The 21,191-nt window shown below is 69.4% G+C and carries 17 protein-coding genes and 1 pseudogene; 10 read left to right on the top strand and 8 right to left on the bottom strand.

The genetic code is table 11. The features are described 5' to 3' along the window. Positions 1-15: 15 nt before the first annotated feature. From RBS12_RS04515 to menE, 3 genes are read left to right on the top strand one after another with little or no spacing between them, the layout of a single operon-like run. Entirely contained in the window at positions 16-477 is a 462-nt protein-coding gene (locus tag RBS12_RS04515; protein WP_307964869.1) for a MaoC family dehydratase, read from the top strand. A gap of 34 nt (positions 478-511) precedes the next feature. Next, positions 512-1,849 carry an MFS transporter gene (locus RBS12_RS04510; RefSeq protein WP_307964868.1) on the top strand — a complete coding sequence of 446 codons (1,338 nt, stop codon included), beginning with the start codon at positions 512-514 and terminating at the stop codon, positions 1,847-1,849. Positions 1,850-1,861: 12 nt separating this feature from the next. Further along, positions 1,862-3,448: an o-succinylbenzoate--CoA ligase gene (gene menE, locus RBS12_RS04505; protein WP_307964867.1), complete on the top strand. Its 1,587-nt coding sequence runs from the start codon at positions 1,862-1,864 to the stop codon at positions 3,446-3,448. A gap of 110 nt (positions 3,449-3,558) precedes the next feature. On the opposite strand, the gene RBS12_RS04500 is transcribed toward menE, so the two are convergent. Both RBS12_RS04500 and RBS12_RS04495 read right to left on the bottom strand, forming a co-directional pair. Then, complete coding sequence (locus RBS12_RS04500; protein ID WP_373886477.1) at positions 3,559-3,924, bottom strand: ArsB/NhaD family transporter; 366 nt, start codon at positions 3,922-3,924, stop codon at positions 3,559-3,561. Between the two features lie 127 nt (positions 3,925-4,051). Then, positions 4,052-4,735 (bottom strand): annotated as a pseudogene (locus RBS12_RS04495) (SLC13 family permease); the annotation flags it as partial. Between the two features lie 87 nt (positions 4,736-4,822). On the opposite strand from RBS12_RS04495, the gene RBS12_RS04490 reads away from it, so the two are divergent. From RBS12_RS04490 to RBS12_RS04475, 4 genes are all read left to right on the top strand, one after another. Next, positions 4,823-5,902, top strand: coding sequence for a LacI family DNA-binding transcriptional regulator (locus RBS12_RS04490; protein WP_307964865.1), 1,080 nt, complete (start codon positions 4,823-4,825; stop codon positions 5,900-5,902). A gap of 150 nt (positions 5,903-6,052) precedes the next feature. Further along, a complete protein-coding gene (locus tag RBS12_RS04485) occupies positions 6,053-7,378 on the top strand; it encodes an MFS transporter (protein WP_307964864.1) in 1,326 nt (441 codons plus the stop codon). Continuing rightward, positions 7,375-8,163, top strand: coding sequence for an alpha/beta fold hydrolase (locus RBS12_RS04480; RefSeq protein ID WP_307964863.1), 789 nt, complete (start codon positions 7,375-7,377; stop codon positions 8,161-8,163). Before RBS12_RS04485 ends, RBS12_RS04480 begins: the two co-directional genes overlap by 4 nt. Then, entirely contained in the window at positions 8,160-9,374 is a 1,215-nt protein-coding gene (locus tag RBS12_RS04475; protein ID WP_307964862.1) for an SGNH/GDSL hydrolase family protein, read from the top strand. The genes RBS12_RS04480 and RBS12_RS04475 overlap by 4 nt, the downstream gene beginning before the upstream one ends. A gap of 45 nt (positions 9,375-9,419) precedes the next feature. Here the strand turns inward: RBS12_RS04475 and RBS12_RS04470 are convergent, their stop codons facing one another. The 3 genes from RBS12_RS04470 to RBS12_RS04460 all read right to left on the bottom strand — a co-directional run bounded on the left by RBS12_RS04470 (position 9,420) and on the right by RBS12_RS04460 (position 11,438). Continuing rightward, positions 9,420-9,806 (bottom strand): hypothetical protein, encoded by a 387-nt coding sequence (locus RBS12_RS04470; protein ID WP_307964861.1) that lies wholly within the window; start codon positions 9,804-9,806, stop codon positions 9,420-9,422. Then, positions 9,803-10,696 (bottom strand): serine/threonine-protein kinase, encoded by an 894-nt coding sequence (locus RBS12_RS04465; protein WP_307964860.1) that lies wholly within the window; start codon positions 10,694-10,696, stop codon positions 9,803-9,805. The genes RBS12_RS04470 and RBS12_RS04465 overlap by 4 nt, the downstream gene beginning before the upstream one ends. Positions 10,697-10,781: 85 nt before the next feature. Continuing rightward, positions 10,782-11,438, bottom strand: coding sequence for a TetR/AcrR family transcriptional regulator (locus RBS12_RS04460; protein WP_307964859.1), 657 nt, complete (start codon positions 11,436-11,438; stop codon positions 10,782-10,784). Positions 11,439-11,514: 76 nt separating this feature from the next. Here RBS12_RS04460 and RBS12_RS04455 point away from each other — a divergent pair, with 76 nt between their 5' ends. Continuing rightward, complete coding sequence (locus RBS12_RS04455) at positions 11,515-12,591, top strand: NAD(P)-dependent alcohol dehydrogenase (protein ID WP_307964858.1); 1,077 nt, start codon at positions 11,515-11,517, stop codon at positions 12,589-12,591. A gap of 220 nt (positions 12,592-12,811) precedes the next feature. On the opposite strand, the gene RBS12_RS04450 is transcribed toward RBS12_RS04455, so the two are convergent. Further along, positions 12,812-13,651, bottom strand: a complete 840-nt coding sequence (locus RBS12_RS04450; protein ID WP_307964857.1) for an alpha/beta hydrolase — start codon at positions 13,649-13,651, stop codon at positions 12,812-12,814. A 48-nt stretch (positions 13,652-13,699) separates the two neighbouring features. Beyond that, entirely contained in the window at positions 13,700-14,383 is a 684-nt protein-coding gene (locus tag RBS12_RS04445; protein WP_307964856.1) for an alpha/beta hydrolase, read from the bottom strand. A gap of 112 nt (positions 14,384-14,495) precedes the next feature. On the opposite strand from RBS12_RS04445, the gene RBS12_RS04440 reads away from it, so the two are divergent. Next, on the top strand, positions 14,496-17,213 hold the full coding sequence (locus RBS12_RS04440; protein WP_307964855.1) for an AAA family ATPase: 2,718 nt from the start codon (positions 14,496-14,498) through the stop codon (positions 17,211-17,213). A 22-nt stretch (positions 17,214-17,235) separates the two neighbouring features. On the opposite strand, the gene RBS12_RS04435 is transcribed toward RBS12_RS04440, so the two are convergent. Further along, on the bottom strand, positions 17,236-18,048 hold the full coding sequence (locus tag RBS12_RS04435; RefSeq protein ID WP_307964854.1) for an SDR family oxidoreductase: 813 nt from the start codon (positions 18,046-18,048) through the stop codon (positions 17,236-17,238). Between the two features lie 192 nt (positions 18,049-18,240). Here RBS12_RS04435 and RBS12_RS04430 point away from each other — a divergent pair, with 192 nt between their 5' ends. Next, positions 18,241-21,150 carry an FAD-binding and (Fe-S)-binding domain-containing protein gene (locus RBS12_RS04430; RefSeq protein WP_307964924.1) on the top strand — a complete coding sequence of 970 codons (2,910 nt, stop codon included), beginning with the start codon at positions 18,241-18,243 and terminating at the stop codon, positions 21,148-21,150. The last annotated feature ends 41 nt before the right edge of the window (positions 21,151-21,191 follow it).

The raw sequence follows: 21,191 nt of genomic DNA, 5'->3' as shown, positions 1-21,191 counted from the left end.
CGAAAGGAAACTGTAATGACCCAGCCCCGCCTCGTCGTCGACTTCGACAAGCTCCTCACCATGTCCGGCGCCGATCTCGGCGCGACCGACTGGCTCGAGATCACCCAGGACCGCGTCAACCTCTTCGCCGACGCGACCGACGACCACCAGTGGATCCACGTCGATCCCGAGCGCGCCAAGGACGGCCCGTTCGGCGTCCCCATCGCGCACGGCTTCCTCACGCTATCTCTGCTCATCCCGTTCTGGGGCGAGCTGTTCGACGTCGACGGCGTCACGACGAAGGTCAACTACGGCCTCGACCGCGTCCGCTTCACGTCGCCAGTGGCGGTCGGTTCGAAGGTCCGCATGGTTGGCCAGATCGCCGAAGTGACCGAGGTCAAGGGCGGCGCCCAGATCAAGGTCAACGCGACCATCGAGATCGAGGGCCAGGAGCGGCCCGCCGTCGTCGCCGAGTTCCTCGCGCGGTTCTACAAGTAACCCCTCACCCCCAGAGAATCCCCTAGGAACCACCATGTCCGGAACCACCCAGCTCACGCAGATGAGCACGGCCGCGCAGCGCAAAGAGGCGCGCACGGTCATCCTGTCCAGCTACCTGGGCAGCACCATCGAGTTCTACGACTTCCTCCTCTACGCGACCGCCGCGGCCGTCGCCTTCCCGACGGTGTTCTTCGCGGGCACCGACCCGTGGGCCGGGGCCGTCGAGGCGTACGCGACGTTCGCCGCGGGCTACGTGGCCCGTCCGCTCGGCGGCGTGATCTTCGGCCATTTCGGCGACCGGATCGGCCGCAAGGGCATGCTGATCGTCTCGATGACGGTCATGGGCCTCGCCTCCGCCGCCATCGGGCTCATCCCGGGCGCGAGCAGCATCGGGCCGTGGGGCGCCGTCATCCTCGTCCTCCTGCGCGTGCTCCAAGGCATCGCCGTCGGCGGCGAATGGGGCGGCGCGGCGCTCATGGCGCTCGAGCACTCCGACCCGAAGCGGCGAGGATTCTCGGCGTCGTTCGTCAACGCGGGCGCCCCCACAGGCGCCTTCCTGGGAACGGTCATGATGGGCCTCGTCTCGGCGCTCCCCCGCGGGGACTTCCTCGCCTGGGGGTGGCGTGTCCCGTTCCTGCTCTCGCTCGCGTTGCTCGTCGTCGGGCTCTTCGTCCGGCTCCGCGTCTCGGAGAGCCCGATCTTCGCTGCCGCCCTCGCCGCGGAGGAGGCGGCGCGACGGAAGACGGAGGCGAAGCCGAAGGTGCCGCTCCTCGAAGTGCTGCGCCGTCCCAAGGCCCTCATCTTCGTCATGCTTGCGGGTGCCGCCGGCTTCGGCCTTCAGGTCACCTTGTCCACGTTCGCGGTGACCTACGCCGTCTCGAAGGGCGCCCCACAGCAGGGCGTGCTGTACGCGTTCGCCGGCGCCTCGGTGCTCTCGATCGCGTTCGTGCTCTTCGGCGGCAGGATCTCGGACCGGTTCGGCCGCCGTCCCATCATGATCGCCGGCCTCGTGCTGTTCGTCGCGTACCTCTTCCCGATGTTCGCGCTCCTCGGCTCGGGCAACGTGGGGCTCGTGTTCCTCGCGTTCACGCTGGCCCTCCTCTTCCACTCGACGCTCTACGGGCCGTTCGCCGCGTTCGTCTCGGAGCAGTTCGGCACGACGTCCCGCTATACCGGGGCCGCGCTCGGCTACCAGCTCGCCACGCTCATCGGCGGCGGTTTCACGCCCGGCATCGTCGGCTCGCTCTACAAGGGGTCGGGCCTCAATGCGGGAGCCGTCGTGGGCTTCCTCGCCGCCCTGTCCCTCGTCTCCGCGGTGTTCATTCTCCTGACCCGCGAATCGAAGGACAATGACCTTACGGCCGTCCGCTAGGAGGACAGTCCCATGTACAACAACGGAGTTGGTTCCTGGCTCGAGCGGCGTCGGCCGAAGTCCGCGCCCAAGCCTGCACTGATCTCGGGTGAAAGGACCGTGAGCTACGCCGAGCTCGCGGAACGGACCGACCGCCTCGCCAACGCGCTGCGCCGCCGCGGCGTGGCGCGCGGCGACAGGGTCGCGTACCTCGGCGAGAACGATCCGGCTTTCGTGGAGACGTTCTTCGCGTGCGGCCTGCTCGGCGCGGTGTTCGTGCCGCTCAACACGCGGCTCGCCGCGCCAGAGCTGCAGTTCCAGCTCGACGACGCGGGCGTGCGCCTCCTCGTCAACGCCGAACGCCTCGACGCTCTGGCGGCGGCGGCCGCGGAGGGCACGGGCGTGCAGCGTCGCCTTGTCGTCGGCGACGTCGAGTCCCCTACCGCCGAGGTCGGGCCCGATACCGCCGAGGTCGGGCCCGGTACCGCCGAGGTCGGGTCCCCCGCCGTCGAACGCTATGAAGAAGCGCTCCTCGCCGCGCCCGCGGAGCCGATCGACGAGACAGTGACGCTCGACGACGGCGCCATGATCCTCTACACCTCCGGCACCACCGGACGCCCCAAGGGTGCGCTCCTCACGCACGGCAACATCACGTGGAACTGCGTCAACGTGCTCGTCGACACGGATCTCAGCTCTACGGACATCTCGCTCATGATCTCCCCGCTGTTCCACGTGGCCTCGCTCGACATGGGCCTCCTGCCCATCCTCCTGAAGGGCGGCACCGCGGTGCTCGAGCAGAAGTTCGAGCCGAGCCGGGCGCTCGAGCTCATCGAACGCCACCGCGTCACGACGCTCAACGGCGTGCCCACCACGTTCCAGATGCTCGCCGAGCAGCCGGCCTGGGCGACGACGGACCTCAGCTCGCTCACGAAGCTCACGTGCGGCGGCTCGGCGATCCCGGCGAGCGTGCTGGCGGCGTACGCGGCCCGCGGGATCGGGTTCTCCAACAACTACGGCATGACCGAGACCGCGCCGGGAGCTACGACGCTTCCGCTCGGGCGCGCGCAAGAGAAGATCGGCTCGGCAGGGCTTCCGCATTTCTTCACCGACATCCGGGTGGTCGACCCGATCGGCGAGGTCCTCGCGCCCGGGGAAGTGGGCGAGATCCAGATCTCGGGGCCAAACGTCATCAAGCAGTACTGGAACCGGTCCGACGCGACGCGGGACTCGTACGCGGACGGGATCTGGTTCAGGTCCGGCGACATGGGCTATCGGGACGAGGAGGGCTTCCTCTACGTGTCGGACCGGCTCAAGGACATGATCATCTCGGGCGGCGAGAACATCTACCCGGCCGAGGTCGAGGCCGTGATCGTGGAGCTTCCACAGGTCGCGTCGGTGGCCGTGATCGGGGTGCCGGACGAGAAGTGGGGCGAAGTGCCGAGGGCGATCATCACCATCAGGGAAGGGGCGGAGCTTTCCGACGACGACGTGCGGGCCTACCTCGACGGACGGCTCGCGCGGTACAAGATCCCGAAGTCGGTCGTGTTCGTCGAGGACATGCCCCGGACGGCGAGCGGCAAGATCCGCAAGGCGGAACTCCGGAAGCAGTACGCCTCGTAGAGTTTCGCGGTTGAGTGTAGGAGCCCGGCCGGCCTAACCCTGCGCCAAGGCGCGGCGCGATGCGCCCGTGCGGGGACCGGTGGGCACAACCGGCAGGACCGCGGTGCTGCTCACGCGAGAGACGCGAGCAGCGCCGCCGGGACGATCATGACAGGCACGAGGATGAGTCCGGCGGCCGCATAGCCCCACCACGAGATGCGCACGCCGAGCCTGCGGAGCTGTTCATGCCAGATGAGCGTCGCGAGCGAAGCCCACGGGGTGATGAGCGAACCGACGTTGACGCCCACAAGGAGTGCCGCGAGGCGGGCCTGTCCGCCAGCGGCCTGCTCCAATGCAAGATATGCGGGCAGGTTGTTGATCACGTTCGCGCCGAGCGCGCCCACAGCGGCCACCCTGACCAGATCGAACGGCCCGTCGCCGGAGCCCAAGAGGCCAGCCGCAACGGCCTGCGCCCCGAGACCGCGGAGCGACTCCATGACCACGAAGAGCCCGCTGGCGAAGAGGATGAGCTGCCACGGCACGAGCGACCAGGAAAGCGCCGAGCGCCGCATCAACCAGAATGCCGCGACGAGGAGGGCGGCCGCCGCGAGTGACGGGATCCAGACCGGGATGCCTGAGACGAGCGCGGGGAGCAGGAGTGCGAGCACGACCCCCCCCGATCCTCAGCAGTGCCGCGCCGGCCGGGGGATCGTCCGCGTCGACGGGCACAGGGGCCGGGGGCTGCGAGGCGTACCGTCGGGCCAGTTCCTTCCGGAACAACAGGGCCACGGCGACGGATGGCACTAATGCGCACCATGCAGCGGGCAACGCCATGCGTGCAGCGAACGCCGCCGGAGAGGCGCCTCCGAGGGTGTTCAGCGCGAGCAGATTCGTGAGGTTCGAAACGGGCAGGAGCAGCGACCCGGTATTTGCGAGCCACACGGCCGTGAGTGCGAACGGCAGCGGGGCAAGCCCACAGCGGCGCGCGAGGATCACGACGATCGGCGTCAGGAGGACCGCCGTCGTGTCAAGGGAGAGGAACACGGTTGCCGCGAGCGAGAGCGCCGTGACGAGGCCCCAGAGCGTCCACGCCCGGCCGCGGCCCCAACGACGAAACTGCTGGGCGATCCACTCGAACAGCCCGGACGCGTTGAGTAGCTCCGTCACCACCGTGATGGCGGCGACGAACACAAGAATCGGCACCACGCGGTCAGCAAGCGCGCCGAGGGCAGCCCACGGGAGCAGCCCCGAAGCCACCGCCGCAAGTCCGACGGCGAGCAGGATGGCACCCGTGACTGCTAGAGGCATGCGGTCAGTCTAGGGCCGGGCATCGGCGGGCCGTCCCTGCGCCACCCGAACGCCGCCTATGCTGGGAGGGGCAAGAGGAGAGAACAGATGGACGGGCGCAGCCAAGGTCTGCGCGGCGATCGCCGCGTGACCCTGACTGAGGTGGCCAAACGCGCAGGCGTCTCACGGTCCACCGTCTCCTTCGTACTCAACGGTCGAACTGATCTACGGCTTTCAGCCGATACCTTCACTCGAGTCCGCCGTGCGGCCGACGAACTCGGATACAGCCCCAACGCGACGGCCAAGACGTTACGCACCGGCAGGTCGGGTACGGTCGCACTCGTGTCCGACTTCATCGGCACGACGTCGTTCGCGAACGCGATGGTACGTGGCGTACTCGAGTCGCTTCACGACGCTGACACGCTGCTCTACACGGTGGACACCCAGGGAGAGCCGTCACTCGAGTCGAAGTTGCTGCGGAGCCTCATCAACCGAGACGTCGACGGAATCATCTACGGGTCGATGTTCACCCGAACCATCGCCGTCCCGGAACTGCTGCGAAACGTACCCTTCGTTCTCTTGAACTGCGTGTCGGATGACCCAGACACCGCGGCGGTCATCCCGGACGAGGTCGGTGCCGGGGCGACAGCGGCCTCGGCTCTGCTCGCCGCCGGACACCGCGATCGCATCTGGTTCGTCGGGATTTTCCCCCCAGGGACCACAGGGGGCGCCGCCTGGCACAGCTGGAGTCCCCTCGCGCTCCCGGAGAGGCTTCAGGGGATCGACGGGGCGCTCGCCGCGGCCGGCACCGAGCTCGCGGGCAGCGTGGCGATCGCCGATGACTGGGATGTGGCCAACGGCTACAGCAGCGTTGCGAAGCTCGTCGCCTCGGGCGCCACCCCGTCCGCCCTCATCTGCATCAACGACGCGGTCGGGGTCGGCGCGTGCCTGGCGCTTCAGGAGGCGGGCATGCGGGTCCCCGACGACGTGTCGGTGATGGCGTTCGACGGCAGCCCTCTCACGACGGCCGTCCGGCCCACACTGACTTCCGTGGCTCTGCCGCACGAACAGCTGGGCCGGCTCGCGGCCCAGCTGTTGCTCGACGGCACGGCCGCTCCGCGCGTTCATCGCGTGCCGATGACGCTGTCGCCTGGCCATTCCATCTCCGCACCGTCCTCAGCCCGCTGAGCCCGGAGCGGTCCACAAGATTGTTTATTTTTACAACTATTGATCTTGACATGTGCTATATCGGTATAGCACCATGATTTGACGCCGACGAGATTCTCTGGTTCGTTCGTGGCGCTCCGTTCGACAATCCGACTACGAGGGAGTATTCGCATGTCCACATCAGGTACGGTCAGGCCGGCCCCGAATGCGTGGTGGGTCGGTGTCGTTTGCGGCCTGGCCACGTTCGTGGATACCGGCATCACGACCGGAATTCCGATCGCGCTGGTGCTGTTCCAGGCGCTCAAGCCCGACATGCCGGGCCTCTCCCCAACAGAGGTCGGTCTGCTCACGGGTGCGCTCACCGCAGGCGTGGCGATCGGATCGCTGTTGGGCGGCAGGTTGGGCGACCACTGGGGCCGCCGCACGGTCTTCCTCGTCACCATGGCCGTCACCGCTGTCGGCGCCGCCATTCCTCTCCTGGGCGTGGCTCTTCCAACCCTCCTCATCGGCGTGTCTCTCATCGGCATCGGTGTGGGTGCCGATCTCCCGGTCGCCCTCGCGACGATCTCTGAGGCGGCCAACGACCGCAATCGCGGCAAGATCCTCGTGTTCTCGAACCTGTTGGGCGGTTTCGGCATCCTCCTCGCCGTGCTGCTGGCCATCAACTTCGGTGCCTCCGGTCCCGCGGGCGGTCTGGTCATCTTCGGCACCTTCGCGGCGGTGGCCCTTGGCGTGTTCCTCCTCCGACTGACGATTCCCGAGTCGGCGTCCTGGCTCACCGCGCGCGACGAGCATCGCGCCGGAATCCACACCGTTCGCGCCGAGCGGGTTCGCCTCCGCGACTTCGGGCAAGTCCCGTACCGTCGCCCGTTCTTCACCCTGATCGGCTACTACGCGCTGGCCGCGATGGCCACGAGCGTCGCCGGAAGCTTCGGCACCTTCGTCGCGGTCAACATCACGGGCGCCTCGATCGCGGAGTACAACTCATGGACCACTCTGGCCATGCCCGCCGCAATCGTCGCCGCGATCTGGTTCATGGCCGTCGTCGACACGAAACTTCGGATGTCCTACTACGTGGTGGGCTCCATCGGCGTCGTCCTCGCGAACCTGCTTCCCGTCATCTTCGGATTCAGCTTGCCCGCGCTCATCGTCTCCACGGTGGCCACCGTGTTCTTCAGCGCCTTCTGCTTCGAGACGATCATGAAGGTCTGGACCCAGGAATCGTTCCCGACCATGCTGCGGGCCACTGCGCAGGGAACCGTCTACGCCGTCTCCCGGTTCGCAACCGCCGGACTGAACATCGTCACTCCGGCACTCGTCCTGCTCAACCCGAGCGCCCTGTACGTCGGCGTGTCAGTCCTCGCAGGCGCAGGGTTCTTCATCGGCTGGCTTGGGTTCCGGCGAAACGCGCGCAACGAATTCGACCTCGAGTCGGCGCTTGTCTCCCCGCAGGGCGAACTCGACGCGACCCCCGTTCGGGAGGGAGAACAGTCATGACCGTGATTCGGCCATTTCAGACCATCGTGGACGGGCTCTGCCTGCGCGGCACCCACTACTCGCCGCCGCCGCCCGAGCCGGGCCCGACCGCAGTGCTCTTCCACGGCTTCGGGAACTCGCGGGTCGAAACGACCTGTCTGTTCGTCACCCTTGCGCGCCGACTCGCCGCGACTGGCATCGGAGTCATCGCCTACGACCGCGCAGGCCACGGCGAGAGCGACGGCGAGTTCTTCGATACGTCCGTCTCGCTGGATGTCCGCCAGGCGCACGACGTCCTGGCGGCCATCGCCGACCTCGATGACGTCGATGCGGGCAATCTGCATCTTGTCGGCATGAGCCTTGGATCGGTCATCGCGTCCGTGGTCGCTGCGGAGTCGGCGCTGCCGCTTCGCTCCCTGACGATGTGGTCGACCGCAGCGATGTTCGCGGACGAGATCCGCAGCGGCACCCTGCAGGGACGCTCCCTGGAAACCTTGGATTCCGAGGGATACTTCGACTTCCTCGGCATGCGGATGGGCCCGGCGATGCGCGACGACGCGGAGTCGTTCGACGTCTACGGCCGCGCGGCCGCCTACGCCGGGCCAGTTCGCCTCCTCCACGGAACCGCGGACTTCATTCCGCTCTCCTACGCCGAGCGCTACCTGCAGGTCTATGGCGAGCGAGGCGAGCTGATCGTTGTCGAAGGCGCCGACCACGGCTGGGCGCAGCTTCCCCAACGTGACCAGGTCATCGCCCACACGGGGGACTTCATCAGCCGGCACGCGACGCTGAGGGTGAACGAATGACGGCGGCAACGTGCGGGGAGGTCCTCTCCCTGCCAGGCGGCAGTGTCCGCATCGAGGGCCATCTCGACTTGGTTTCCGTACCCGGCGGAGTGCGCCCCGTCCGAATCCCCGTGCATCACTGGTCGCACTTTCCGCCCGCCGGCGAGAACCTGCGCGCCATCGCCTCGGCCGCGAGCGGCGTGCGTCTCCGAATGGAAACGACAGGTTCGCGGGCCGCCCTCCGTGTCCGGTGCACCCACATCCAGATCGGGGACATACCGCGGCCACGCAACCGGTTCGTCGCCCAGATCGACGGCGTGACGGTCGCAACGGCCGAGGCTCCCATCAATCACGTGCTGCACGTCTCGGTCGCGGGCGACGACGCGACGACCGTAGCGCACAGCGCCTCGTCACTCGTCGAGTTCGATTCGCTGCCCGTGGGGGAGAAGACAGTCACGGTGTTCCTCCCGCAAGGGGTGATCATCGACCTGCTCGACGTCGGCGGCGACGCCCCGGTGTTCGCGGCCGCAGAGACTGGCCAGCCGGTCTGGATCCACCACGGCAGCTCGATCAGCCACTGTGTCGAACCGGCGCTGCCCACGAGCGTATGGCCCGTCGTCTCCGCCGCGATCGCCGGCCTCGACCTCATCAATCTCGGCTTCGGGGGCCAGTGCATGCTGGATCCGTTTGTCGCGGATTCGATCGCCGCCGCGCCCGCCGACGTCATCTCGCTCAAGGTGGGGGTCAACATCGTCGGCGCCCGGTCGATGGATCAGCGCACCTTCGTCCCGGCACTCCACGGCTTCCTGGACCGCGTCCGGCGGGGGCATCCCGATACACCGATCGTGCTCGCCTCCTCCATCCTGTGGCCCGGAAGCGACGACACCCCCGGGCCGAGCGACGTTGAATTCCTCGCGGATGGAGGCATCCGCTGCCACACCAACGGAGACCTCGCCGACGTCGGCAGGGGAGCGCTCACGCTCGCCGCCTCCCGCGGACACGTCGAGCACGTCGTCGACGTGCGGCGCAGCGCGGGCGAGAACATCGCCTACCTCGACGGACTCGCCCTCTATGGTCCAGCCGACCTCGCGCGCCACCCGCTGCCGGATTCTCTCCACCCCGACGCCGATCTCTACGCCGAGATCGGCCGCCGATTCGCACACCTCGCGTTGGGCGAGGACGGCCTCGTACCCCGCTCGACGCTCGGGCGGTCCTCCCTGCGAACACCATGAGGCTCGCTGAGGAAGTGGCTCCCGTGGGGGCGGTGTTCCCGGCCGCTACGGCGTGGGTGGTTGGCCTGGGTTCCGCGTCGCGGAGGTCGGCGTCGGGGCCGCCGGGCTGACGGTGGGCGACGGCGGGACATGGGTCTCGAGGTCCGCGCGCACGAGGGCGACGGCGGCGAGGACGTCCTGCTTGCGGGCGGGACTGAGCTTCCCCTGGGTCGCGGCGTCGTTGGCCTGGGATTCGATCGTGGAAAGGTCGTGGAGCGCCTCGGCGTACTGCCCCGCCGCCGCCTCGCTGCGCACCCGATCGGTCGAGGCCTGAAGGCCCGCGGCGAACTGCGCATCGAGGTCCGACGGCGCCTGGCCGCACCCCGCGAGCACGGCCGCGGTGAGGCCGAGAGCCGCCGCCGTCGGTGCGAGGCGGCGGGCCTTCGCGATCACAGGGTCACCCTCCGTCCACGGCGTGAGAGTTCACCGAGCACGCTCGGCGGCATGCGCAGGACGGCGGCGACCTCGTCTCCGCGGGGGCGCGCGGAGGGATCCTTGGCTGTCATGCGGGGCAGGAGGCCGACCCAGGGATCGCCGAGCCGTTCCGGCACGCGCGGGTCGCGGAGGAGCCGGGCGACGGCGGATTCGACCGCGCTGCCCGGGAACTCGATGACCCCCGTGAGGCACTCGAGGAGGACGAGTCCGAGCGAATAGATGTCCGTCGCCGGGCCGATCTCCTCGCCGCGCGCCTGCTCGGGGCTCAGGTAGCTCGCGGTTCCGACGGTCGCGTTCGTGAGGGTCAGGCGCGCGCCGTCCGTGACCCGCGCGATGCCGAAGTCTGTGAGCTTTGCGGGGCGGCGTGAGCGCGCGCCCGGCACCGCATCGGGGACGAGGATGTTCGCGGGCTTGATGTCCCGGTGCACAATGCCGAGCTCGTGCATGTAGGAGAGCGCGCCGGCCACGTCGGCACCCAGGCCGCGGACGTCGTCGTCGTCCATCGGTCCCTGGACGAGCCGACGGCGCAGGTCGGCACCCGCGACGAACTCCATGACGAGGTAGGTGACGTGCTCGGCACCGTCTTCGGCGACCTCCCGGCCGGCGTCGTACAGCTGGACGAGGTTCGGGTGGCTCAGCCGGGCGAGGACTTCCATCTCGGCGCGGCGGCGCTGATCGTCCTCGTGGTCCGGGGCGAGGGCACGGAACGTCTTGACCGCGACCGTGCGGCCGAGGAATTCGTCGCGAGCGCGATGCACTGTAGCCATGGCTCCGCTGCCCGCAACCTCGAGCAGACGATACCGCCCGCCGACGAGGGAGGACTTGAGCCGGGTGTCGCTTTCGGCCACGATCTGCCCTTTCGACCCGGACTGCCCCTTTGATTTCACGGTAGACCCGATGCGAGTAAAAGCTGTGGCGGCGCACCGGGGGAAGTCAGGGCCGTTTCCGCAGGCTTTCGAGGGCATCGAGGACGAGGTCGAGGCCTACGTCGAACTCGTCGGCGAAGTCGTAGCCGCCCGGCAGGATGACAGCCCGCATGAACTCCGCGAGGTGCGGAAATCCGGCTCCCGCAGCCCCGCCGAGCATCGAGGACGCGAGCTCCGAGGCGGTCTCGGCGTCGAACGGGAGCGCCTGCTCTTGGACCGCGAAACCGTAGACGAAGGCGTCGAGGAGCGCGTACGCGTGGCCGGCCGCGCGGATGCTGAAGCCCGCTCCGCGGAGGAAGCCCAGCACGGCGTCGTGATGGCGCAGGTTCGCGGGCCCCGGGGCGGAGCGCGATTCGAGGAGGCGCAGGGCCCACGGATGGCGTCGAAGGGCTTCTCGCTGGGAGCGGGCGCGCGTGCGCATCCCGGCCTGCCAGTCGGTGCCTGCCGGGAGCGTGATCTCCTCGAACACGCAGTCGACCATCGCGTCGAGCAGGGCGATCTTGTTGGGCATGTGGTGGTAGAGCGACATGGCCTCGACCCCGAGCGCGTCTCCGAGCCGCCGCATGCTCAGGCGTTCGAATCCCTCGGCGTCTGCCACGGTGATCGCCTTCGCGACGATCTCGTCCCGGCTGAGGCCTGCCCCGCGCCGCGCCACTCCCGCCATGTTCTCCGTCCCTTGACGTGCTTACAGCGTAAGGCTATCGTTCCTTACATCGTAAGGTTTGCTTTGGAGGCCAGCCATGTCACGCGAAATCGTCAGCCAGTCCACGAGCCACCCGGTGCTCCCCGCGGTTCCGCCGCCCATCCCCGAGGTGATGCCGGCCGTCATGCAGGGCCGCTACTCGGACGAGCTCGCCACGGCGCTCTCCCTGAAGGAGGCTCTCGTGCCGCGCCCCGGCAAGGGCCAGGTGCTCGTGCGGGTCGAGGCCGCCGGCGTCGACCGCGGCGTCTGGCACCTTGCGACCGGCCGTCCCTTCGCCCTTCGGCTCGGGTTCGGATACTCGGGACCCCGGCAGCCGATCCAGGGTCTGGACCTCGCGGGGACCGTGGCCGCAGTGGGGGAGGGCGTGACCGGGTTCGAGATCGGCGAGGCCGTTTTCGGGACGGGAACCGGCGCGTACGCGGCGTTCGCCCTCGCGCCCGCCACCGCGTTGGCCCACCGGCCCGCGGGCCTCGAGGCCTCGGCAGCCGCGGCGCTGCCGGTCTCGGGATGCACCGCGCTGCAGGCAGTCCGCGACCACGCCCGGGTGCGCGCGGGGCAGCGCGTCCTCGTGATCGGTGCCTCAGGCGGCGTGGGCTCGTTTGCCGTGCAGCTCGCGGTGGCCGCGGGCGCGGGCGTGACCGGGGTCGCGAGCGCGGCGAAGCACGATTTCGTGCTCGGCCTCGGCGCGATGGACGCTATCGATCACGCCCGCGAGGAGATCAATGCGCGCGGCGGGGGGTACGACGTCGTCATCGACATCGCCGGCAACCGCCCGCTGGGGGTCCTTCGTCGCGTTCTCGCGCCGCACGGGCGGCTCCTGATCGTGGGCGGCGAGCACGGGGGACCGCTGCTGGGCGGCATCGACCGCCAGCTGCGGGCGCAACTCATCGCCCCGTTCACTGGGCAGCGGATGGGAGGGATGCTCGGCCGCACCACGCGAGCTGACCTCACCGCGCTCGGTGAGGCGTTCGACGGCGGAGGGCTGCGGTCCGTCGTGACAAGGACCTACCCGCTCGCCGAGGCCGGCGCGGCGCTCGCCGACCTCGGGGCAGGCCGCATCTCCGGCAAGGCCGTGGTGCTCGTCAGCGGTCCTCCATCGCCTCAGCAGCGATGATGACCGCGTCCTCCCGGTCTGACAGGGGGTACGCCACGTCGTCGTCGCCGTCTTTCGCGCTCATCCGTTCGCCAAGGACTTGTCGATGAGGAAGATGTTGAAGTCGGCGAACTCCTTCGGTGTGTGCCTGACGCTGAGGTCGCGGTAGGCCTCGCTGAGCGGACGCATGTCCGCTGCGGGGAACCATGGCTCGGGAAGACGCGCACCCCACGCGGGTGAGTCAGCTGGTAGCTCTGGCCGCGGTGGCGATGAGGTTCGCGACGATCTGCGGGTGGCTGAGCATCGCTACATGCGACGAGGTTGGCACCTCGATCACCTTGCGGGCGTTCGCGCGGCTGTACATCCAGCGTTGGCAGGCGGGCGGGATTGCCTTGTCCTGGCCGGCGACCAGACCCCACGTTGGGATCGTCCGCCACGCGGCGGCCGTCGTCGGGTAGATGAACGAGTCCGCATCGAAGGGTCGTTGGGTGGCCTGCAGCACCCGGAACGTCGATGCGGGGATATCGGCGGCGAAGGCGGCCTGGCCGTCCTTGCTCAAGTAAAGGTCTGTCCCGGTGGTCCCGTCGGGCTTGGTGTAGGGCACCGGTACGCTCACGGGCAGCACTTCGCTGCCGGGGAACTTGTTGATGAGATCCGCTTGGGTCTCGCCCATATCGGGCACGAACGCGGCAATGTAGACGAGCGCCTTGACGTTGGCCTTCCCGGCGGCGGCGTTTGTGATGACGGTCCCGCCCATGGAGTGCGCAACCAGCACGACGGGTCCCGAGATCGAGTCGAGCAGGCTCGCGATGTAGGGGGCGTCGGTGGGGATGCCGCGCAGCGGGTTCGAACCGCAGATCGTCGTGTAACCCCAGGATTGCAGCATTCCGATGGTCGCGTTCCAGCATGATGAGTCTGCGTATCCGCCGTGCACGAGGACAACGGTCGGCTTTGCGTTCCCATCGCCTGCGGCGGCTTCAGCGGTGGCTGCCGATGCGGTCGCCGTCTCGAAGGGGCTGACCGCCAGCGCGGCCGCCCCGGCTGCGACCGCGCCTGCCGTCAAGACGTGCCGGCGTGACATATTCGAGCTCATGATCTCCTCCAGTTCGTTCGGGTGTGACGTTCGATTTCAGGAGAGCGAGGCCGCCGCTTGGCCGATGAGGTCGGCCACGATGCGCGGCTGCGAGACGTAGATCGCGTGGCTGCCGGGCGTCTCTACGATGGTGGCCCCGATGCGCTCCGCCATAGAGGCCTGCGCAGCCGGCGGGATCATGCGGTCCTGAGCGACGTGCAGGTACCAACTGGGCTTTTCGCGCCAGGCGGCCTTGGTGACGACACCGCCGAGGGCGTCGAGGCCCCATGGCACCTGCGAATCGCCCATGAATGCCGCTTCCTGGGGCGTCACGTCGCCGGCGAAGGATGCAGCGAACTTCGAGCGGTCGAGGAACAGGCTGCCGTTGACTGGCGGCAGGATCGGCGGTTGCGGGCCGCTCGCGGGGAAGGTCGCGAGGAGAGAGTTGACCGACTCGCCCTGGTCTGGCGCGAACGCGGTGATGTACACGAGTGCGCTGACCTTGTCGTGGGTGCCGGCCTCGGTGATCACCGCCCCGCCGTACGAGTGGCCGACCAAGACGACAGGACCGTCGACGTCGTCAAGCACGTCGCGCGTGGTCGCGGCGTCGTCGGCGAGCGACTTGGTCGGGTTCTGCACGATCCGGACCGTGTGGCCGTCATCGGTCAGCGCGTCGTAGACGCCGCGCCATCCGGATCCGTCGACGAACCCGCCGTGCACGAGGACGATGGTGGCACTCATGAGAACTCCTTCTGTCGCTGGGAACACTCACGAATCTAGGGACCTGGCGTCCTCGCCGAATCGGTCAGATGACTTAGATCCCGGGCCTCGCACTCCTGCTAGTCTCAGATCCGTGCCCGGTCGGGGTTCCCCTCCGCTCGTCGGACGCGAGCGTGAACTGAGGCTGCTGCATGCGTTCGTCGACGAGGCCGCGGTCGACGGCGGCGCGCGCGTCATCGCGGGCGAAGCAGGGGTCGGAAAGACCGCTCTCGCGGATTCCGCGGCCGACTATGCCGCGGGGCGCGGGATGCGCGTGCTGCGTGCTGCAGGGGTGGAGTTCGAGGCGGAGGTTGGTTTCGCGGGTCTCCACCAGCTGCTGGCCCCGCTCCTCACTGAGCTCGCCGGCCTGAACCCGACCTATCGACGTGCGTTGGCAGTCACCCTCGGCATCGAGGATGGTCCTGCACCGGACCGCCTGACCCTCGTCAACTCGTTGGTCGCGCTGCTGACGGGAGCATCCGATGCTCCCGTTCTAGTCGTGGTCGATGACGCACATTGGTTGGACCAGGCGAGCGCGAGCGCGCTAGCCACGCTCGCGCGCAGGCTAAAAGGCAACCAAGTGGCCTTCATCGCGGCGGTGCGCTCCGAAGAGCCCAGCCTCTTCCACCAAGCCGGCATCGACGAAATCGCGGTTGCGCCGCTGGACGACCCGTCGGCGGAGATGCTGATGGCCACGATATTCCCGCGCCTTCCGCAGCGCGCCGTGCGCACCGTCCTCGGAGAGGCGCAGGGGAACCCGCTCGCGCTGATCGAGCTGCCCGTGCCGTTAGGGGACGACTCGCCCGAACCTCCCATCGCCCGTACTCCTGTGGGCCGGCGACTGCGCCAGCACTTCGAGCGGCTCATCGGCACACTGCCCGCAGCAACAAGGGCACAGCTGCTGCACGCGGCGCTCGACGGCTCGGGCGACGTTTTCCCCGCCGCGTCAGCGCCCGACCTCGGCCCTGCCGAACGCGCCGGACTCGTGCGTATCCACCCGCTCACCCGTGGCGTGCAGTTCCGACACCCCCTGACCCGCTCATCAGTTGTCGAGCTGGCAACCGACGAGGAACGACGCATCGCGCACCGCGAGCTCGCCGACCGATACCCGGCTGACTCGGAGCGACACGCATGGCATCTGGCGGCCGCAGCGATCGCACCCGACGAGCAGATCGCGCGTCTGCTCGAAGACGCGGCATTGCGCTCGAAGCGGCGCGGCGACCCTGTCGGAGCCATCGGACTGCTGATGCGTTCGGCGGAGCTAAGTCCAGGCCAGGACGACCACCACCGTCGGGCGATGTTCGCAACCTACCTCGGCGCCGATGTCACCGGCGACCTGGTGAATCCTCGCATCCCCGCCGTGTCAGAGGGGGGTCGCAGTCACACGGTGGCGACGGCTGTCGCGGCGGCGGCGTACATGGTCAATAGCGGAGGCGATGCCGACGCGATCCATCGCGTCTTGCTCAGCGCGTTGCGCAGCGTTCCGAAGCCGCTGGCGGAGTGGAACGAGCCGCTCGCCGAGATCGTCTACGTGCTGATGGCGAACGGCTCGTTTGGCTCTCGCGCGGACCTCGTCGCGGACTATTGGAATGCCCTGGACGAGTTGGGCCTTGAGCCGCCAGAGAATCTGCAGCTGCTCGGCCACACGTTCCTCGAGTCCGCGACCCGCGCACAGGAGTGGCTCCCGGTGCTTGACGCGGCGATCGCCGCCATCGATGACGAGTTCGACACCGCGCGCGCCGCCAGGCTCGGCATCGCCTCGATGTACGTCGACCGCACCGCTGCGTGTCGTCCGGCACTGTGGCGGCTCGTGGACCACGGACGCGCGGGCGGGGCGATCGCGTCCGCCATCAAGGCGTTCGCGCTCCTCGGCTTCGACGCGGTGCTGACCGGCGACTGGGATGCCGCGCTGCGAATCGCGGACGAAGGCCTCAACTACACCGACCGCCATCATTACCGGCTGCTCGGCGGATTCCTCCGCTACGCGCAAGCGATGGTCGCGGCCGCTCGCGGGGACGACGAACTCGCGCGGCGCATCGCGACAGAGCTTGTGTCGTGGGGCGCGCCGAACCGCATCGGATTCGTGCTGCAACTGTCCGCCCACGTCAGCGCAGTCGCCGCCCTCACACGCGGGGATTACAAGGTCGCGTATGGACACGTGCTGGAGGTGTGCTCGCCCGAGACGCTTCCGTCCTACAAGCCCGCGGCATTGTGGATGCTCTTTGACCTCGTGGAGTCAGCGGTGCGCGCGGGACGGATGGAGAACGCGCGGGCCCATGTTGCCGACATCTGCGCCGCCCACGTCGCCAAGATCTCGCCACGACTGGCGCTCGTGACGGCTGGCGCGGAAGCGCTGGTGGCGACCGGAGACGACGTGACAAGGGCGTTCGAGGCGGCCCTTGCCCTTCCCGGCGCGATCGGATGGCCGTTTCTCGTTGCCCGCATTCGGCTCGGATATGGAGAGCGGCTGCGCCGGATGAAGTCCACGAGCGAGGCCCGGCGCCAGCTGATGATGGCCGCCGAGGCATTCGACTCTCTCCGTGCCGTCCCGTGGGCGGCTCGAGCGCGCGGCGAACTGCGGGCCACGGGCTGGGTCGTGGAGTCCCCAGCTGCCCAGGCCCTCACGCCGCAGGAGCGGGAGATCGCAGCCCTCGCAGCGGCTGGCCTCACCAACAAGCAGATCGGCGAGCGGCTCTACCTGTCGCCACGGACCGTTAGCGCGCACCTCTATCACTTGTTCCCCAAGCTCGGCGTGACGTCACGCGCCGCGCTGCGCGATGCCCTCCGCGAGCAGCGCTCGGATCAGGTTTAGCAACACGCCTAATCGCTGAGCCTTACATCCCCGCGTGGTCGAACGCGATGGTGGGGAGGTCGACGATGTGGGCGCCGCCGTCGGCCACGAGGACCGAGCCCGTCATGTAGGAGGACTCGTCGGAACCCAGGAAGCGCACGATCGACGCGATCTCGCTCGGCGCGGCGGGCCTGCCGAGAGGGACGTCGGCGGTGACTGCCGCGTACCCGGCGGCTCGGCTGTCGAGGCCCGCGTGGCCCGCGAACTCGTCCATCTCGGCGTCGGCCATGGGAGTCGTGACCCAGCCCGGGCACACGGCGTTGACGCGCACGCCGTGCCGGCCGTAGTCGCGCGCGAGGGTACGCGTGAGGCCGATGAGGGCATGCTTGCCCACGGTGTAGCCCGCGACGGACGGTCCCGCGAACAGCCCCGCGAGCGAGGAGATCACCACGATCTGGCCCTTCGACTCGATGAGCGCGGGGAGGGATTCGCGGGCGGCGACGAACGCCGTCGTCAGGTTCGCTCGCAGCGAGGCCTCCCACGCGGCGTCGTCCGTATCTCCCACGGACGAGAAGCCGTGCCCGCCCGCGTTGGCCACGAGGACGTCGAGGCGGCCGTACTCGGCGAGGATGGCCGCGAGGCCGTTCCGCACCGATTCGGCGTCCGCGGCGTCCATTTCGACGGCGAGGCCACCGACCGACGTCGCGACCTCCTTGAGCGGGCCGATCCGACGACCGGCGACGACGACGCGCGCGCCTTCCGCGGCGTAGCGCTCGGCGATGGCCGCGCCGATTCCCGTTCCGCCGCCCGTGATGAGCACGACCTTGTCAGCGGTGCTTGAACCTGCGTAGCCCATGGGTCTCCTTCGTCCGGGCGCGGCTCGCTCCGGCCGCCTCGCTTCTGTGCCGCTTTCTATGGTGCCTGTGGGACCCCGGCACGCGGCGGGACTGTGCGCGCTCGGCCAAGGATCCTGCGCGAGACGACAACCGCCCACCAAAATCCCCCGGTGTTCCGCCAGACTGGGACGAGGGAGGAGAGGAAGGTGGCGATGCGCGCAATCCGCGAAGATCTCACCACTCGCGCCGCGTACGTCTCGGACGCCTCGATCTACCGGCGCGTGCCCGCGGCCGTCGCGGAGCCTTCCACGGTCGAGGAGATCCGCGAGCTGCTCGCGCTCGCTCGTGAGCGCGGGTGGCCCGTCACGTGCCGCGGCGGCGGCACCTCCGTCGCGGGGAACGCGATCGGCGACGGCCTCGTCGTCGACCTGTCGAGGCACTTCAACCGGATCCTCTCGATCGATCCGGATGCCATGACGGCGACGGTTGAACCTGGCGTCGTGTGCGACACCCTGCGCGCGGCGGCGGCCGAATTCGGACTCACGTACGGGCCCGACCCCTCGACCCACTCGCGCTGCACGATCGGCGGGATGGTCGCCAACAACGCGTGCGGCTCCCACTCGGTCGCGTGGGGGACCAGCGCGGACAACCTCGTGGCCGTGACGGTCATGCTCGCCGACGGCAGCGAGGTCTCGCTCGGACCCGGCGGGACGTCGGATGCGCGGATCACTCGCGAGCTGCGGGCGATCAGGGATCGGAACCTCGCCGTCCTGCGTACAGAGCTGGGCCAGTTCCCGCGGCAGGTCTCGGGCTACGGCCTGCACCATCTCCTGAGCGAGAACGGCTTCGACGCCGCGAAGGCCTTCGCCGGGAGCGAGGGGACCTGTGGGATCATCACGCGCCTCACCGTGCGGCTCGTGCGGAAGCCCGCGCATACGGCGCTCGCCGTTCTGGGCTTCGCCGATGCTTTCGAGGCCGCGGCCGCGGCGCCGTCGTTCCGCGTGCCCGGCGTGTACACGATCGAGGGAATGGGCGCCGACCTCATCGAGGCGCTTCAGGCTCGCCCTGGCCAGGCGGGAGCCGGGTCGCAGCTCCCGCGCGGGGGTGGCTGGCTCTATTGCGAGGTCGGGGCAGAAACGGCCGACGGCGCGCTCGAGCGGGCGGGGCAGCTTGCGGAGCTCGTCGCGGACCGCCTCGTCGACTCAGCGGTGGTGCCCGAGGGGCCCGGAGCCCGCGCGCTGTGGGCGATTCGCGAGGCCGGCGCCGGGATCGCGACACGGCTGCCCGACGGCGGCGAGGCCTGGCCCGGGTGGGAGGATTCCGCGGTGCCGCCCGCGCGGCTCGGCGAATACCTCCGTGACCTCTCCGCGCTCATGGACGAGCACGACTACGCCGGGATCCCGTTCGGCCACTTCGGCGAGGGCTGCGTGCACCTGCGGATCTCGTTCGACTTGGCGTCGGACGACGGCGTCGCGCGCTACCGTTCGTTCATCCGCGCCGCGGCCGAGCTCGTGCACCGCTACGGCGGCTCGGTCTCGGGCGAGCACGGCGACGGCCGCGCCCGATCCGAACTGCTGTCCACGATCTATTCGCCGGCCGCGCTCCGGGCCTTCTCCGACTTCAAGCGGGTGTTCGATCCGGACGGCGTGTTCAACCCGGGCGTGCTCGTGGATCCGGAGCCCATCGACCAGGGGATCCGGCCCGGACCCGGTGCGCGGACGTTCGACGTCGCGCCCGTGCAGGCCTTCTCGCGCGACGGCGGCTCCTTCGCTCGTGCCGTCAATCGCTGCGTGGGCGTCGGGGCGTGCCGATCCGACGCTGGAGCCATGTGCCCCTCTTTCCAGGTCACGCGCGACGAGGTCCATTCGACGCGCGGCCGGGCCCGCTCCCTCGCCGAAATGCTCCGCGGCGAGTCGATCACGGACGGCTGGAAGTCGAAGGAGACGCTCGAGGCCCTCGACCTGTGCCTCTCCTGCAAGGCCTGCGTCGCCGAATGTCCCGTCAACGTGGACATGGCGACGTACAAGGCCGAGTTCCTCAACCGTCACTACCGGAGCGGGCTCCTCGCGTTCGTCGGGCCGGGCCGCCGGCCCTTGGCGCACTTCACGATGGGGTGGATGCCGTACCTCGTGCGGTTCTTCGCCCGCGTCCCGGGGGCCGTCCGGGCGGTGAACTGGCTCGAATCGTTCGCGCCGATCGAGGCGCTCACGAAGCGGCTCGGCGGGATCGAGCCGCGCCGCCGGATGATCTCGTTCGTGCCCCAATCGCTCACGGCGTGGGTTCGCCGACGGGACGGGACCGCGCGAGGTGGGGACCCCGCCGTCGACCGCGGGCCCGACGACGCCCGCGAGACGGTTGTCCTCTGGCCGGACACGTTCACGAACTACTCGGCCGACGCCCCCGGCCGCGCCGCCGTCGAGGCCCTCGAGGCCATGGGCTACCGGGTCCTCATTCCCAGAGTCGACGCGTGCTGCGGCCTCACGTGGCATTCGACGGGCCAGCTGGACCAGGCCAAGAAGGTGCTCGGGCAGACCCTCGACGTCGTCGAGCCCCTGCTCGCGGCGGGGCACCCGATCCTCGGGCTTGAACCGTCCTGCACCGCGATGCTTCAGCACGAGATCGCCGAGCTTCTCCCGGACGACGCGCGGGCCGCTCGGGTCACGGAGCTCGCCGTGGGCTTTGGAACGTTTGTCGCCCGACATCTCGACGCTGGAAAGGCGTGGCCCTTCCGGTCGCTTGCGGGCGACGGCGGTTCGGGCGACGGGACCGGCGACGGCGGGGTCGCGGCGGCCGTGTGCCAAGTCCACTGCCACCAGAAGGCTCTCGGCGAGGGCGCCGACGGGTACGGGCCCGAGCTGCGCGTTCTCGGGCGTCTCGGCGTGGCCACCTCGGTGGTCGGCGGCGGATGCTGTGGGCTCGCGGGGAATTGGGGCTTCGAGCCCGGCCACTTCGAGCTCTCGCAGCGGCTCGGGGAGCGGGAGCTCTTCCCCGCGGTGCGGGCCGCGGCGCCCGAGACGATCATCGTGGCCGACGGGTTCTCGTGCCGGACGCAGATCGCCCAGGGCACAGATCGCGAGGGCGTGCACCTCGCGGAGGTCCTGCGTTCGGCGCTCGCGAGATGAGGTGGGGGGGCCGCCAGCGACGGCGGCCTCTCGTTATCTGG

This window comes from Sinomonas sp. ASV322 (assembly GCF_030908245.1).
Taxonomy (GTDB): domain Bacteria; phylum Actinomycetota; class Actinomycetes; order Actinomycetales; family Micrococcaceae; genus Sinomonas.
Note: the sequence above shows the minus strand (reverse complement) of the source record. Positions and strands in the feature narration are given on the sequence as shown.

Coding starts and splice junctions, on each gene's coding strand:
- RBS12_RS04515 (WP_307964869.1), top strand. CDS start 16: ATGACCCAGCCCCGCCTCGTCGTCGACTTCGACAAGCTCCTCACCATG.
- RBS12_RS04510 (WP_307964868.1), top strand. CDS start 512: ATGTCCGGAACCACCCAGCTCACGCAGATGAGCACGGCCGCGCAGCGC.
- menE (WP_307964867.1), top strand. CDS start 1,862: ATGTACAACAACGGAGTTGGTTCCTGGCTCGAGCGGCGTCGGCCGAAG.
- RBS12_RS04500 (WP_373886477.1), bottom strand. CDS start 3,924: ATGGAGTCGCTCCGCGGTCTCGGGGCGCAGGCCGTTGCGGCTGGCCTC.
- RBS12_RS04490 (WP_307964865.1), top strand. CDS start 4,823: ATGGACGGGCGCAGCCAAGGTCTGCGCGGCGATCGCCGCGTGACCCTG.
- RBS12_RS04485 (WP_307964864.1), top strand. CDS start 6,053: ATGTCCACATCAGGTACGGTCAGGCCGGCCCCGAATGCGTGGTGGGTC.
- RBS12_RS04480 (WP_307964863.1), top strand. CDS start 7,375: ATGACCGTGATTCGGCCATTTCAGACCATCGTGGACGGGCTCTGCCTG.
- RBS12_RS04475 (WP_307964862.1), top strand. CDS start 8,160: ATGACGGCGGCAACGTGCGGGGAGGTCCTCTCCCTGCCAGGCGGCAGT.
- RBS12_RS04460 (WP_307964859.1), bottom strand. CDS start 11,438: ATGGCGGGAGTGGCGCGGCGCGGGGCAGGCCTCAGCCGGGACGAGATC.
- RBS12_RS04455 (WP_307964858.1), top strand. CDS start 11,515: ATGTCACGCGAAATCGTCAGCCAGTCCACGAGCCACCCGGTGCTCCCC.
- RBS12_RS04450 (WP_307964857.1), bottom strand. CDS start 13,651: ATGTCACGCCGGCACGTCTTGACGGCAGGCGCGGTCGCAGCCGGGGCG.
- RBS12_RS04445 (WP_307964856.1), bottom strand. CDS start 14,383: ATGAGTGCCACCATCGTCCTCGTGCACGGCGGGTTCGTCGACGGATCC.
- RBS12_RS04435 (WP_307964854.1), bottom strand. CDS start 18,048: ATGGGCTACGCAGGTTCAAGCACCGCTGACAAGGTCGTGCTCATCACG.
- RBS12_RS04430 (WP_307964924.1), top strand. CDS start 18,241: ATGCGCGCAATCCGCGAAGATCTCACCACTCGCGCCGCGTACGTCTCG.